Consider the following 14,376-nt stretch of genomic DNA (forward strand, 5'->3'; position numbering starts at 1 on the left):
ATAGATCTGCGTAATCCTGTGAGAGCCGGGCTTGCCCGCGAAGAACGATAACGCGGTGTGCCTGACGGACCGAAGCGCCTGTATAGCGGGCAAGCCTCGCTCTCAAGTTGGTAACATCTCAAGCTCATGCAGGACCGGTGGGACCGAATTCATTCGGGAAGGCGTTATTTTTGTCGATACAAAGGCTGCGCATTCACCGGCCTCTTCGCGAATGAATTCGCTCCCACCGAGATCAACGCTTGCAGGCGAACATAGAATCTCCCACAGAGACCGAGCTGTTCCATAGGACGGCTCTAGCACGGGGGGCGTTCGGGTATTAGCCATATCTCTTTCAGCAGAGTAAAAAGCGCTCAACTCTCTGGTATTGCTTCAAGGCCAAGATGCTCCCTTAACGTCGAACCTTCATACGCCCTGCGGAACAACCCTTTGCGCTGCAGATGCGGAATTACACTTTCAACGAATTCGCTGAACGAACCCGGCAGATAAGCAGGGGAAATGACAAACCCGTCGCTACCGCCCGCCAGGAAAATATCCGCGAGTTGCTCCGCTATCTGCGCACCGGTGCCCACCAGTTGCGGCACGCGAACACTGCTTGCGAAGATCCGCCCGAGCTCTTCCAGCGTCGTATCAGCGCCCTGCATCAGCAGTTTCTCGGCAGCCGCCGGATGAATCAGCGGCGAGCGGGCAATATCTGCCAGGGTCGCTGACAACGGGAATGGCGACAGGTCCACATTCAGTTGTGAGGCCAGCGTTACCAGGCCCAGTTCAGGGCGAGCCAATGCATTGTGCTTGTCACGTTTGGCCCGGGCCTCGGCTTCGCTGCCACCAATGAACGGCATCACTGCCGTCAACACTTTGCAGCTGTCTGCCGGACGCCCTTGTAGCACCACTTGCGCCCGCACGTCTTCACGAAACGCCTGCATGGCTTTCAGGTGCGGGTGAATGGTGAAGATCGCTTCGGCCCAGCGCGCACCGAAACGCCGGCCACGCCCCGAAGAACCGGCCTGGATCAGTACCGGCCGACCCTGCGGGGTGCGGGGAATGTTCAACGGTCCCTCGACCTTGAACCAGTCGCCGTAATGTTGAACCGGATGAATCTTCGATGGATCAGCCAGCACTCCGGTTTCGCGGTCCAGCTTCAGCGCGTCCCGCTCCCAACTGCGCCAGAGCTTGAGCGCCACTTCGACGAACTCATCGGCGCGGTCGTAACGCAGATCGTGCTCGAGGTGTTTGTCCTTGCCGAACAGACGCCCTTCACTGTCGTTCATCGAGGTGACGATGTTCCAGGCGGCGCGACCGTTGGACAGGTGATCCAGCGTCGCAAACTCACGGGCGATATGCGCTGGCTCGTAGTATGTGGTCGAACGTGTCGCGCCCAACCCCAGTTTGCGAGTCTGACCGACCAGATAAGAGAGGATCGGCAACGGGTCCAGACGCGTCGCGTCCTGAGCCCCGTAACGCAACGCCACGTCCCGGGATCCGCCCATTTGATCACCGACCGCGAGGCGGTCAGCGAAAAACAGAAAATCGAACAACCCCTCCTCTACCACGCGCGCCGTGCGGGCGTAATACTCAGGGTCGAGGTAGCTCCCGACCGTCTCCGGATGTCGCCAGACGGCATGACTGTGAATGACCGGTCCGGTCAGCAGAAACGCGGACAGGTGAATTTGACGGCTCATGTGCAACTCCAGTCGAAGGGGTCGGGCCTGAGGTTATTTGCTTTCAGGTGCCCAGACAGTGATGCCGGAAATCTTCAGCGGCTTGGGGATCAGCTTTGCGCCGTAATAGGTGTCAGCAATGCGCTGTTGTTCGGCCAGCTCATCCAGTTTGACGGGGACGATGTCGTAGCTGCGGCGGCTGTTGGCCAGTTCTACGGTTTCGACCGGGATGTTGCCCCACACCGGCGCAAGGATCTTCGCTGCATCCTGCGGATGGGATTTAACCCACTTGCCGGACTCGCGCAGGGTATCGATCACCACCTGCAAGACCTCGGGGTGCGCCTTGGCAAAGCTGGTGTTGGCCAGATAGAAACGGTTGTAATTGGCCAGCCCCTGACTGCCGTCAGCGATGATGCGCACCTGATGCTCGCGTTGCTGGGTGGCCAGGAACGGGTCCCAGATGGCCCAGGCATCAACCTTGCCACTGGCAAACGCGGCGACGCCATCCGGCGCTTCCAGATAGCGCGGCGTGATGTCGTTGAGGCTCAGCCCGGCCTGTTTAAGCGCAGAGATCAGCAGGAAGTGACTGCCCGAACCCTTGGAAACCGCCACGGTTTTACCCTTGAGGTCTGCCACGCTTTTGATCGGCGAATCCTTCGCGACGATAATTGCCTGCGCGCTCGGCGAGGCCGCTTCACGTGCGTAATAGGTCAACGGCGCATCCGCTGCCTGGGTAAACAGCGCAAAGGCATCAGCCACATCAGCGTGCAAATCCACCGCGCCAGCGTTCAATGCACTGAGCAGGCCGCTGCTGAATTCATGCCAGTTGACGTTAAAACCCAAAGGCTTGAGGCGCTCCTCCAGTTGGCCGTTTTCCTTGAGCAGGATCCACAACGTGGAAGAACGCTGGTAGCCGATATTGATAGTCTGTTCGGCATGCGCGGTGACCGCCGCAAGCATCAAGCCTGCTGCGAGGATGAGTTTTCGTAGGGTCATGGAATCCTTCGCCTTTGGAGGAGGCGTCGCTCATTTCAGAAAGCATGAGCGACGCTTTTTAAATTCCATTTAATTATAATAATTTACGAAAACTATTGAAGAACCGTATAAACATAAGCTTATGCCGTTTGCCTCCAGCGGCATCTACGCACTCCTCGAATCAGAAGCGCGAGGCCGAGAACGGCGTGATATCGATGGGCGTAGACTTACCGGCAAAAAGACTGGCGACGATTTCAGCCGTCATGGGCGCCGAAGCAAGGCCGACATGGCCATGACCGAAGGCATGCACGACGTCAGGCGTGGCCTTCGCTTTAGTGATGACAGGAAGCCCATCGGGCGTTGAGGGACGATTGCCCTGCCAGCGGGAAATGTTCAATTGCGAGGGATCATCGCCAAGCTTGGGGTAAGTCTTCAGCAAGTGGTGCAACAGGATGTCTGCACGTTTCCAGTCTGGCGGGTATCCGACACCGGCCAATTCCACCTGACCAGAAGCACGCAACCCACTGCTGGTCATGGTGTTGGCCATCTTGCCGTCAGACGGCATGACCGGAATGCGCGGGCCGCTGGCAGGCTGAGCGATTTGCACGTGGTAACCGCGCTCGCTTTCCAGAGAAACCCGGTCGCCCACACCCTTTGCAAGCGCTTTGGAATGAATACCGGCGGTGATCACAGCTCCATCGCAGACGACAGATCCCTTGTCGGTAACCACGCTTTGCAGTCGAGCGTTGCTGATGTTGAATCCCTCGGCCCGCACCTGGATCAGCTCGCCGCCCTGAGACATGAAACTGTCCACCAGGCCGCGCACATAAGCCCCCGGATCGAGGCAATGCCCGCCACTTTCGAGCAACACGCCGAAGGTATAGCGGCGACTCAGGGCAGGCTCGAACTCATGCAGGGCATCGGCGTCCAGTTCCCACCACTGAATGCCATTGTCGCGCCTTAGCTGCCACGAGAATGCTTCCAGAAGAAAGGCATCACGATCCGGGTAAACGTAGAGCAAACCGTCCTGACGAATGAGCTCAGGCACGCCGCATGCCGTGGCAAGCGCCAGATGCCGAGCGGGCGCATCAGACAACAAGGTAGAAAGAATACCGGCAGTCCGGGCGGCCTTTGCAGGCGTTGCGCCCGCCTTGACGAAGCGAATCAACCAGGGCGCGAGCTTCAGAAGGTACTGCCAGCGAATTGTGAACGGGCCCAGAGGATCGAGCAGAAAACCGGGGACCTTTTTCCAGAGCCCAGGCATGGACATCGGAATGATCGACGCCGGGCTGATAAACGCACCATTGCCATAACTTGCAGCGTGCTCACCACCAGGATCATTGGGCTCCAATATCGTCACGCGATGGCCATCCTTCAGCAGCGCCAGCGCGGTACACGCACCGACAATGCCGCCGCCAATCACCACGATGTGCCGGGGCGTTGTTGCCGTGTGCTGTTTCATACCGGATGCGCTACTCATCGTTCAGCCAGAATGCGTGCATTGCCGCGCAGCGATGCTTCAGTGACAGAGATGCCCAAACCCGGCCCGGTCGGTACGATCACAGCACCGTCACGGTTGGGAATACGCTCCTCCAATACGTCTTCGGTCAACACGTGATGCGGCATGTAGAACTCGCAGCCCAGCGACATACCAGGCGTCGCGGCGATGAACTGGGTGCCCGCAGCCAGCGCAATACCGCCCTCCCACAACGTGCCGCCATAGGCCGGGATATGCACGGTATCGGCGATGGCCATGATGCCTTGCGCCTTGAGAATCCCCCCGGCTTTCATCAGTTTGACCGAGATCGCATCGGCCGCGCCGAGACGAATAATTTCCATCAGATCGCGCGCGTCAAAACAGCTCTCATCGGCCAGAATCGGCGTGTCCAGGGCATCGGCAAAGGACGCCATTGCAGCAAGGCAATTACGGGGGACCGGCTGTTCAATGAACGTCGGACGGAATTGGTCAACATCACGCAGGATGCTGATCGCACCAAAGGGTGCCAGCGCCTGGTTGTAGTCGAGGCGCAGATCAATCGAATTGCCGAATTCGTTGCGCATGGCCTCCAGATGGGCCATGTCTTCAGCATGGGATTTGACTCCGGTCTTGACCTTGAAGATGCGATTGCCGGCCGGAACCATCGCCCGCATGCGCTCCATGTCGGCATCAAAGTCAGGGTCGGCAATCGAGAACGACAGTGGAATGCTGTCGCGCACCCTGCCGCCCAGCAGGTCAGCAATGGACAAACCGCAGGACTTGCCGAGGATGTCGAACATCGCGGTTTCAATGGCGAGTTTGGCTTCGCCGTGGCCCACCAGCGCAGTATCCATTGCCAGGGTGGTAGCCCGAATCGAGCGGATATTTGCGCCAATCACCAACGGCCGAAGATAGGTGTCGATGGCGGCGAACGCGCCTTCGGCGGTACCGGTAAACACCTCCCAGGGCGCAGCCTCTCCCCAGCCGACAATGCCAGAAGTCGAGGTCAGCTCCACCAGCACCCGTTTCACGCTGCCTTTGACATTGCCCACGCCCTGAAGCCGCGCCATTTTGATCGGGCTTTCAATCAAGAAGACCCGAAGTCGTTGAATGCTTTCATTTGTCATGGTCATGACTCCTCCGCCCGCCGCGCAGCCTGAACAATCAGAGACTGGGCACGATTAATGTCTGTTGAAATCGGTCAGGCCCGGTTCAACGGGCGCCGCTACCTTTATGGAAATGGTTGAGGAAGTTACGCGTGGCGTCTTCACGCGGGTTGTCGATGGTCTCCCGCGCAGGACCTTCCTCGATCACATAGCCGTCACGCATGAACACCACACGATCAGCCACTTCACGGGCAAAGGCGATCTCATGAGTGACGATCACCATGGTCATGCCATCCGCCGCCAACTGCTGAATGGTGCTCAGCACCTCGCCTACCAATTCAGGGTCCAGCGCCGAAGTGGCTTCATCGAACAGCATCACTTCAGGTTCCATCGCCAACGCTCGTGCAATGGCCACGCGCTGCATCTGGCCGCCGGACAATGTTTTGGGCATTTGCTGAGCACGGTCAGCCAGACCGACTTTCTCCAGCTGCGCCATGGCCAGATCCCGTGCCACGCTTTTGCTCAACCGACGCACGTGGACCGGCGCTTCCATCACGTTTTCCAGTACGCTCATGTGCGGAAACAGGTTGAAGTTCTGGAAGACCATGCCGGTTCTCGCCCGAAAAGCCGCGAGCTCTTTAGTGCCAGGCGGACGGCGGCCCTGACCGAACAGGAAAGTGGTATCCCCCACGCGAATCTCACCTGCATCAGGTTCAACCAACAGATTGATGGAGCGAAGGAGCGTCGACTTGCCGGAACCGGAAGGACCTATCAGCGAGACAACGCCGCCCTCTTCGACCTTGAAGTTGATGTTCTTCAACACTTCCAGCGCACCGAAACTCTTGCGCAGTGCGGTGATTTCGATCTTCGGTTTCGCGGACATCATTGAATGGCTCCGTGTTTCTTCTCGCGATAGCGCACGATCAGGGTGAGCGGAAACAGGATCACAAAGTAGGCCACGGCCACCGCCGAGTAGGTCTCAAGCGGGCGAAAACTGTCATGGGCAATCATCTGCCCTTGATACACCAGGTCGGGTACGGCCAGGACCGACACCAGCGAGGTGTTTTTGAATTGCATGATCGACTGGTTCATCAGCGCAGGCACCATGCGCCTGATTGCCTGGGGCAGAATGATCCGTCGCATGGTCAGCATCGGCGTCATGCCCAACGCACCGCCCGCCTCGCGCTGGCCTGCCTCGATGGAAACGATGCCGCCACGAATGATCTCGGCGTAGAACGCGCCGCCATAACAGGACAAGGCCAGCAACGAAGCGGTGATCGGCGTCATCTCGACACCCGCCAGAATCGGCAGCGCGTAATAGAACCAGATCAGTTGCACCAGCACCGGCGTGCAGCGAAAGACCTCTGTGAACATCAGTGCAACAGCCCGCACCAGCGCAAAACGAGACAGCAGCCCCATCGCCGCCAGCAGTCCGATAACCAGTCCGCCCACAACGATGGCAGCGGTAAAGGACACTGTCAGGCCAAGGCCTTCAAGCAGCAGCCAGCGATATTCCCAGAGTGCGGAAAAATCCCACTCGTACATGTCAAAACCCCACGTCACATAAACCGTTTAAGCCGCCATCAGCAATCAAGAGTGATCAGATTTCGAAGCCTTCCGGGAAGTCTTTCGGGGTGACTTTGACCAGTTCCATGTTGCGCATGATCGCGTCCTTGATGAAGCCATTGGCACGATGCTCGGTGATCCAGGCATCAACAAATTCGCGCCAGGAAGTATCTTCCTCACGACGGAAGCCTGCATTGGAGGTGGTTGAGTTCACCGGGGTCGGCACAATCAATTGACCGATCGCAGGATTCTTCGCGCGCAAGGCAAGCGCCAGAACCATCACCAGACACTGCGCATCCACTCGGCCGGATTGCAGCGCGGCCGTGGCATCACTGGCGGTCTTGAGGCGAGACACCGCAGCGTTCGGCGCGAGGCGGGTCACGGCGCTGTCATGAGAAGAACCTGCATCGACGCTGATGCGCATATCGGCAGTGTTGAAGTCATCCCAGGTCTTGGCCGTGACTGACTTTTTGGCAATGAACGTGAACGAGTTCTTGAACACCGGACCGGAAAAGTCGATGACTTTTTGTCGCTCTGGCGTGGGATTCAGCCCGAAGAACACATCGATTTTACTGGCCTGCAGATCCAGCACCGAGTTCCCCCAGGTGGTTTCCAGAATCGAGAGTTTCACCCCCAGATCATCCGCAAGCTTTTGACAGATATCGATGTAAAAGCCGCGCCATGGGCCGCCGGTCAAGCTTTTCTGATAGTAAGGGGCGCCATCGGCAATGGAGCCAATACGCAAGACGCCTGAAGATTTAATGCGCTCAAGTGAGCTGTCGGCTTTGGCACTCAGTGAAACCAGTCCCGTCGACGCGCTAATGACGGTCGCCCCGAAAAGCTTGGTGAATCTTCTGCGCGTAATCATGCAAAGCGTTCCTTTTTCTGGGCCATTTGTGATGTTGTGAATTCATCATCTCGCGAAAATCTGACTGGCAGTCGAAAAAAGACAGGTGACGCAATTGTCGATTGGACGGCGCGTTTGACTAGGTCTCGGCGCTGTTCGACTTATTGTTGGCAGATGACTTCTGCTCAGTGCTACGTATTCATTCTGTATCCCTGCACGCCCTGCATACATGCGCGCAATGCTCCGGGAATGTTGCATGACAGAGTGTTTAAACCTGGGACAGATTTGTACGACATATTGATGACATAAAGCGTTTTACAACTGAAGCCTTGAAAAATGGGGTCGCCATGACTAAAAATCATGCCACCTTCACTCAGGATCAACGTTATGCGCCGATTTTTACCCTCGCTCTCCGCGCTTCAGGCGTTCGAGGCCTCGGCACGGCACCTGAACTTCACCCGGGCGGCTGAAGATCTTTCAGTGACACAAAGCGGGATCAGCCGCCAGATCACCAACCTGGAACAGTTTCTCGGTATGCGGCTTTTCGAGCGCTCGGGCTCCCGGCTGATCCTCACGGACGCGGGCAGCAAGTACGTTCAGGACGTGGTGCCGATGCTTAACCGGCTCGAAGAAGTCTCCATTGACCTGGTACGCGGCCGCAAAGCGGATGCCTCGTTGATGATCGGCGCGAATCCCACCTTTGTGTCCCGCTGGCTCGCGCAAAGGCTTGAAGACTTTGTACGCCAGGCACCGGAGATCCCCGTCGAGGTCAACCCGATCGAGGCCAACGTGGACTTCAAGACCTGCCGTTTCGATATCGCGATCATGCGTGGAACGGGTGCCTGGAAAGAAGCCAGAGCGCTGGAGTTGTTTGCCGAGGAACTGGTGGTCGTGGCCTCGCCCAGGTTGATTGCTCCGGGTGAACGGCATGACCAACTGGATTTCTCCAAAGTACCAACGCTGCAAAACGCAAGTCGGCCCAGCCTGTGGCTGCAATGGCTAAGAGCGTCGGGATGTGTGGGGACGGGATTGATTCAGGGCGTCCGGTTTTCTCAGAGCGAGATGCTCATCAGTGCCGCCGTCAGCGGCCTGGGGCTTGCGGTGGTGCCCATCCACTATGTTGAACGGGAATTGCAATGCGGCGAACTTCATATGCCGTTTGGCGACCCCGTACGCTCGGGGGAATCGTATTGGGTAGTAAGCCCCGAGCGTAAATCCCAGAAGCAGCATGCACTGCTTTTTCGGGACTGGTTGATGCAACAGGTGCGGCAGAACAGACACTGATCTGATTGATCACTGACCTGCTTTAACTTGCGCCCATACGCTCACCCTTAGCGCTTCGATATCTGGAGGTATTGCCTGCAGGGGGAACAGCGTGCTGAGCGTATCTGCATCGGGATAGATGGCGATGTCGTTGTGCACGGAGGCCTCGACCAGAGCCTCGGACTTCTCGTTACCGTTCGCGTAATGCAAATAGTTTGAAATGCCGCTGATCACCTTGGGGTCGAGTATGTAATTCATGAAGGCATAGGCGGCTTTCTGGTTTGGTGCGTCTGCAGGGATGGCCATCATGTCAAACCACATCGGCGAGCCTTCCCTGGGAAGCATGTAGCGGATGCCAACGCCTTTACCTGCCTCTTGCGCCTGTTGCTGCGCGAGCATGACGTCCCCGGAGTACCCCACTGCCACACAAATCTTGCCGCTGGCCAGATCAGTTATGTAATCGGTGGAGTTGAAGTAGCGCACATAAGGCCTGATCGCAAGCAACGCCGCTTTGGCTTTCGGGTAATCCGCAGCATTTGCACTGTCGGGTGCTTCTCCCAGATAGTTGAGTGCGATCGGCAATACACTGGCCGCACTGTCGACGAATGCAACGCCGCATTGAGCCAGCTTCTTCATGTTCTCGGGCTTGAAGATCAAATCCCAGGAGTTCAAGGGCATGTCTTTGCCCAATACCGCTTCGACCTGGGCGGCGTTATAGCCAATTCCCGTCGTGCCCCACAAATAGGGGAACGCATAAGCATTACCTGGATCAACGCCAGCCAGGGCTTGCAGCAGAACCGGATTGAGGTTTTTCCAGTTGGGCAATTGGCTCTTGTCCAGCTTCTGCAGGTCGCCACGCTGAATCTGCCGAGCCAGGAAATGACTCGACGGCACCACGATGTCGTAACCGGAATGTCCTGCCTTCAGTGTTTCGTCCAGCTTCTCGTTACGCTCGTAAGTGTCATAAGTGGCAGCAATACCGGTTTCTTTCTGAAAGTTTTTCAACGTGTCCGGTGCGAAATAATCCGTCCAGTTGAAAATCTTCACGGTCGGCGCGGCCTGACTCATCGAAGCTATCAACATCAGCGGGACGAAGGCTTTGATGGACATCTTGTAGTCCTGTTCAATGTGAGAATCACATTCCATGTGGTTGTCGTGATGCTAACCCATTGGTCTGTTGCCCAATGACATTATTTTAACTATAGGTCCGGTGAGAATTAGCAAATCCAGACGGTACTGTTGACGGTGTAGAATCTGCGCCAGGCTAAAGCTGGAACGGACTGAATAGATGACTCAATGGGAACCCAGAGAATTTACGAAAAAGACCCGGAATCGGGCGCTACTGGCTTGCCTGATAATAGTCAGCTTTTTCGTGGATGTATCCTGGCTTGGGGATGGCTCATCAAACCGCAAGCGTGTGTTCAGCGCAGGGTTCGTGAGCCTGTGCATTATCGTGGCGGTGCTTGAGCTGGTGATTTTGAATGGTATCTACGGCCAGGGTCGGTGACGCCTGAACGCGCGCGAATGTGAAAAAATCTGCACGAAACGTTCACGCTTTTTTCACGCCCTGCCTCGTATTGTTATCCCAGCTCCTTCATGACTTTAAGCCCGTTGATCCCCATCGCGGGCTTTTCTTTTGCCTGCGATTTATTGCCTCTGGCTTTGAGCGTCCCCGCCCAATGCTTCAATCAACCCGGCAGACGCGCTATACAACGGTACATGTCCGCGCATCAGGACCTGCGTACTTCGGCGATATGCAGCGGCCTTGACGTCGATATGACTGCCTTCGGTTCTTGCACTGACCGTCGTATCCAGCTTGCCAGCCGGGTTCTCGATACTCACTTCGATGTCTGAAAACTCAGCGCCAGGCTGAGCAATCCCCACTGCGACTTTATAGGCAACTGTTCCGGGAAGCAGGCAGGCAGCGGCAAGGCAGCAACCACCGGATACCGCCATCGACGCATGGCCCGTCTGAGGCGTGAAGTAACGCACGGCGATGTTGCCGCCATGACGCGGCGCGCCGACGATGCATACCTTGGGTATGGTCTCGCTTCGCTCAAGATCTGCAAGGCTCATGAGCTCACCGTCGCGACGACGAAGTTTCATTTTGAGCCCCGCCTCAATCCAGACTTGCCTTAGCTGCGCCATGAAAGTCGGGTCAGCTTCAAGCTCCGAGACGGGTTCATGACCGGTCTTGCCAAAACTCGCCGCGTCGGCAATCACCATTGGCACCGCGACATCGACACAGGAGACGTCGTGTCCGTTGATTGTATCCAGCACATTACCCGTCGGCAGAAACGCACCGGTCTTGTTGCCTACGGGAGACTGGAGAAACAGATCGACACTGGGAAAGGCACCGTGGACGCCCGGAATTTCAGCATTGATAAAACGGCCCTGTTCGTCGCGATACATCCGCGCCAGCGTCACCACGCCAGTGTTGGTGTTCTTGATTTCAATCTCGAAGACGCCGCAGGCAGGCGCTTCTATCAGCCCGCTATCAATGGCCCAGAGCGGCAACGCAGACGACATGTTGCCGCAATTCACACTCCAGTCGATGCCGCTGTGATCACTGGCTAGCTGTGCCAGGGTGCTGACTATCTGAGGCCCTGTCGGTGTTTCTTCGATCCTCGCCAGGAACACCTTATTACTGGTGGCAGGCCCGCGGCCGAGGCCGGTGATCTGGCGATTACCAGGCTGATTTCCAGATTGTGGGACGCCCATCAAATGCCGCAGCAACTCCGCCCGCAGCCCTTCATCGCGGGGTAACAATGGCTCCCAGATGACGACACCCGTCGACGTACCGCCGCGCATGTAATGCAATGGCAGTTCGATTACGCCGTTTTGAAGTCGGTTACGGAGCGAGGTTTGACTGGAGGACTCGGGGCTGGATGCGTGCATGTTGGTTTCCATAGCCTTCGGAAGAATGAGCTTTTAACGCATCCTACAGACTTATAGACCCAGAAATCGATCCGCCCCCAACGACCAAAACACCTGCCCGCGTATCAAACAAGTGCTCGCTTGCGCAGCTCATACGTCGCCCGGTAACTGCCCGGCGCGGCGTCAAAAAAATCACGAAAACGCTTGTGGAAATGCGGCATGCTCACAAAACCGGTGGCCATGGCGATATCGGTGATGGAACGATTGGTCTGCAGGACAAGCTGCCGGGCTCGGGTCAATCGCAGTTCCAGGTAATACCGACCGGGGGCGGCACCGACAAAGCGAAAGAACCGGCGCTCAAGCTGGCGTTTCGAGATTCCGGCACAGGCAGCCAGATGATCAAGGCTTAGCGGCTCTTCTATGTTCTTGTGCATCAATTCCAGCGCCAGCTTCAGGGATTGCGGCAGTGTCGGATCAGAGTCCACCGACACAGTAGATACACCGCTGACATACTCATGCTCGTCACACCCGAGAATTTCCTGCACTGCCCGGGTCAAGGAACTGCCGTGGGTGCCACGCATGTACTCGAGCATCATTCGCAGTGCACTGCTCGCGCCTGCGCACGACATCCGGTCGGAATCAACCACATGACTCCGGTCACAGATACGCAGATTGGGAAAAGTATCCGCCATCATTGCGCGGCCATCAGGGTGGAAGGCACAGAGATATCCGTCCATTACCCGGGCATCTGCTAGAAAGTAAGCGCCATTCCACAACCCTCCCATGCTCGTGCCGCAAGCTGCTGCGGCAATCAGCTTGCGTCGCAGACACGGATTGCTTTTCAACTCGACACGCAAGCCGCCGACCACAACAAGCAAATCATGGCGACTACGCAGTTCCGAAAGCTCCAGGTCAACGGGAACGGCGACCCCCAGATCACTCAAGACTGCACCGCCTTTGAGGCTGACTTTCTGGATGTCGAAAATCGGTGAATCGCTCATCAGGTTCGCAGTCACCAGTGCGTCCATGGCGCCGCTGAAAGACATCAGGGAAAAATTATCCAGCAGGATAAAGGCAACGCGCACTGCCGACTGCGGCTTTGACCGGTTTTTTGCAGAGGACGAATAACGCAGGTTCTGATCCCTGAGCACGCTTTCAAAAACGTAGGTCATCGGTTCCCCCCCTTGGCCAGGCACTCACTTGTACGCAGCTTCAGTGCAGGGAGACAACAGAAGGTTAAGCAGACCTTCGCAATCAGGCTTTTCTGCCAGGCTGGCGACTGCCTGCTCAAGCAAACGACTGCGAGAAACCCCAAGGCTTTGCTCTGAAAATAACCGATACTTTTCGATGAACTCGGCGGCAGACATTGGGTTGGCCGGATCGCCCTTGGCCGATGTCGTCGGGCTGGAAATACACCTGCCGTCTTTGAGTTGAACCGTGACCCGAGACAGGATTTCTTCCGGGAAGCGCGCTGATAAATCAGCCGCTTCAGCGATGTTGATTATCTTGCTGACAGCCAGAATGTCCGGGGCATCGATAGCTGTTCCTGTCACTTCGCTCGCGGTGACCTGACCACGCGCGACTAAAGCTGCAACCGGAAATGCCAATGCATACTGGGCTTCATCGGCATTTTTTGGAAAATGCCCCTGCAAACGCACTGACTCATGAAAGGTCTCAATCTGGATCGTTTCGATATTTTCAGGAGCGATCTCTGGGTGCTCGCTCATCAGTTGCGTCATGGCAGTCAATGCTGGCTGGGCCCAGCGACAGACCGGCCAGGGTTTGAAGTATTGCTCGTCGATTTCCCAGCTTTCGCCCAAGCCCTGCCAGTAAGGGAGCCCTCCCAGCAATTCGACGGTTTCAGCGGGCGCACCAGTGACTCCAGCCTGGGCCATGAGCAGTGCACTTATGCCCGCATGAGCGCCGGCGCCGTGCGCATCACGCAGCATCGACGGGTAATCCACCACGCGCATCATTGGGCAGCGTGGGCCAAAATATTCCGCAATACCGAGGGCGTGCCTGAAGGTTTGCTCGTCCAGCTTGAGCAGCCGGGCTCCAGCACACACCACTCCAATCCCGGCGAAAGCTCCCGAAGCATGATATTGCGCAGCGGTCGCCATCAAGGCCCGTCCGGCTCTTAGCGCCGTCTCGTAGCCGATGGTCAATACACAGAGCATCTCCTCGCCGCTGATATTTTTGCCACTGGCGCAAAAGGTATCGATCAGCGCGATGATTGCCGGAACCACGGTAGCCCCCGCGTGTCCTTTGGACGTGAAGTGTCCTTCATGAGCATCCAGGCTATCGACACTGAAGCCGCCCGCATAGGCTGCGCCCAAGGGGTGGACCGGTCTGCCATCAAACCAGAGTCGGCTGGAAAGTGTGGCCGCCGGGTAATGGGCAACCGCAAACTCCTTCAGGACATGGCTGGTATGGTTGTCACGCGCAGCGGCGGCGACGCCGATAATATCGAGCAAACAGGTTTCAATCCGCTTGCGGGTTTCAAGCGGTGCGTCGGCAAGTTCGAATTGCTGAATGAACGAATAAAGGGACATACACCCCTCCTTATTTAAACGGGGTATAAAAAGGCCGCCCGAACATGGGCAGCCT

At 57.0% G+C, this 14,376-nt stretch carries 12 protein-coding genes; 1 reads left to right on the top strand and 11 read right to left on the bottom strand.

The genetic code is table 11. The features are described 5' to 3' along the window. Positions 1-350: 350 nt before the first annotated feature. The 7 genes from RX972_RS03945 to RX972_RS03975 form a co-directional block, all read right to left on the bottom strand. On the bottom strand, positions 351-1,679 hold the full coding sequence (locus RX972_RS03945; protein ID WP_316872613.1) for an LLM class flavin-dependent oxidoreductase: 1,329 nt from the start codon (positions 1,677-1,679) through the stop codon (positions 351-353). Positions 1,680-1,712: 33 nt separating this feature from the next. Then, entirely contained in the window at positions 1,713-2,654 is a 942-nt protein-coding gene (locus RX972_RS03950; RefSeq protein WP_027898706.1) for an aliphatic sulfonate ABC transporter substrate-binding protein, read from the bottom strand. A gap of 160 nt (positions 2,655-2,814) precedes the next feature. Continuing rightward, complete coding sequence (locus RX972_RS03955; RefSeq protein WP_316872614.1) at positions 2,815-4,113, bottom strand: FAD-dependent oxidoreductase; 1,299 nt, start codon at positions 4,111-4,113, stop codon at positions 2,815-2,817. Next, entirely contained in the window at positions 4,110-5,243 is a 1,134-nt protein-coding gene (locus tag RX972_RS03960) for an enolase C-terminal domain-like protein (protein WP_200866040.1), read from the bottom strand. Before RX972_RS03960 ends, RX972_RS03955 begins: the two co-directional genes overlap by 4 nt. Positions 5,244-5,322: 79 nt before the next feature. Then, the gene (locus tag RX972_RS03965) at positions 5,323-6,102 is read right to left on the bottom strand and encodes an amino acid ABC transporter ATP-binding protein (protein ID WP_200866039.1); all 780 of its coding nucleotides are present in this window, start codon (positions 6,100-6,102) and stop codon (positions 5,323-5,325) included. Beyond that, positions 6,099-6,761, bottom strand: coding sequence for an amino acid ABC transporter permease (locus tag RX972_RS03970; RefSeq protein WP_095095847.1), 663 nt, complete (start codon positions 6,759-6,761; stop codon positions 6,099-6,101). Before RX972_RS03970 ends, RX972_RS03965 begins: the two co-directional genes overlap by 4 nt. Positions 6,762-6,816: 55 nt before the next feature. After that, positions 6,817-7,650, bottom strand: a complete 834-nt coding sequence (locus RX972_RS03975) for a transporter substrate-binding domain-containing protein (RefSeq protein WP_027898701.1) — start codon at positions 7,648-7,650, stop codon at positions 6,817-6,819. 366 nt (positions 7,651-8,016) lie between these two features. Between RX972_RS03975 and RX972_RS03980 the strand changes: the two genes are divergently transcribed. Beyond that, on the top strand, positions 8,017-8,913 hold the full coding sequence (locus tag RX972_RS03980; RefSeq protein WP_316872615.1) for a LysR substrate-binding domain-containing protein: 897 nt from the start codon (positions 8,017-8,019) through the stop codon (positions 8,911-8,913). 9 nt (positions 8,914-8,922) lie between these two features. Here RX972_RS03980 and RX972_RS03985 read toward each other — a convergent pair whose 3' ends face one another. The 4 genes from RX972_RS03985 to RX972_RS04000 form a co-directional block, all read right to left on the bottom strand. Further along, a complete protein-coding gene (locus RX972_RS03985) occupies positions 8,923-10,002 on the bottom strand; it encodes a polyamine ABC transporter substrate-binding protein (protein WP_316872616.1) in 1,080 nt (359 codons plus the stop codon). Between the two features lie 537 nt (positions 10,003-10,539). Continuing rightward, positions 10,540-11,790, bottom strand: a complete 1,251-nt coding sequence (locus RX972_RS03990; protein WP_316872617.1) for a PrpF domain-containing protein — start codon at positions 11,788-11,790, stop codon at positions 10,540-10,542. Positions 11,791-11,894: 104 nt separating this feature from the next. Further along, a complete protein-coding gene (locus RX972_RS03995) occupies positions 11,895-12,941 on the bottom strand; it encodes a GlxA family transcriptional regulator (protein WP_316872618.1) in 1,047 nt (348 codons plus the stop codon). A 24-nt stretch (positions 12,942-12,965) separates the two neighbouring features. Next, entirely contained in the window at positions 12,966-14,321 is a 1,356-nt protein-coding gene (locus RX972_RS04000; protein WP_316872619.1) for an MmgE/PrpD family protein, read from the bottom strand. Between the last annotated feature and the right edge of the window lie 55 nt (positions 14,322-14,376).

Source organism: Pseudomonas syringae group sp. J309-1, assembly GCF_032582135.1.
In the GTDB taxonomy this organism is placed as follows: Bacteria; Pseudomonadota; Gammaproteobacteria; order Pseudomonadales; family Pseudomonadaceae; genus Aquipseudomonas; species Aquipseudomonas quasicaspiana.

Coding starts and splice junctions, on each gene's coding strand:
- RX972_RS03945 (WP_316872613.1), bottom strand. CDS start 1,679: ATGAGCCGTCAAATTCACCTGTCCGCGTTTCTGCTGACCGGACCGGTC.
- RX972_RS03950 (WP_027898706.1), bottom strand. CDS start 2,654: ATGACCCTACGAAAACTCATCCTCGCAGCAGGCTTGATGCTTGCGGCG.
- RX972_RS03955 (WP_316872614.1), bottom strand. CDS start 4,113: ATGAGTAGCGCATCCGGTATGAAACAGCACACGGCAACAACGCCCCGG.
- RX972_RS03960 (WP_200866040.1), bottom strand. CDS start 5,243: ATGACCATGACAAATGAAAGCATTCAACGACTTCGGGTCTTCTTGATT.
- RX972_RS03965 (WP_200866039.1), bottom strand. CDS start 6,102: ATGATGTCCGCGAAACCGAAGATCGAAATCACCGCACTGCGCAAGAGT.
- RX972_RS03970 (WP_095095847.1), bottom strand. CDS start 6,761: ATGTACGAGTGGGATTTTTCCGCACTCTGGGAATATCGCTGGCTGCTG.
- RX972_RS03975 (WP_027898701.1), bottom strand. CDS start 7,650: ATGATTACGCGCAGAAGATTCACCAAGCTTTTCGGGGCGACCGTCATT.
- RX972_RS03980 (WP_316872615.1), top strand. CDS start 8,017: ATGCGCCGATTTTTACCCTCGCTCTCCGCGCTTCAGGCGTTCGAGGCC.
- RX972_RS03985 (WP_316872616.1), bottom strand. CDS start 10,002: ATGTCCATCAAAGCCTTCGTCCCGCTGATGTTGATAGCTTCGATGAGT.
- RX972_RS03990 (WP_316872617.1), bottom strand. CDS start 11,790: ATGCACGCATCCAGCCCCGAGTCCTCCAGTCAAACCTCGCTCCGTAAC.
- RX972_RS03995 (WP_316872618.1), bottom strand. CDS start 12,941: ATGACCTACGTTTTTGAAAGCGTGCTCAGGGATCAGAACCTGCGTTAT.
- RX972_RS04000 (WP_316872619.1), bottom strand. CDS start 14,321: ATGTCCCTTTATTCGTTCATTCAGCAATTCGAACTTGCCGACGCACCG.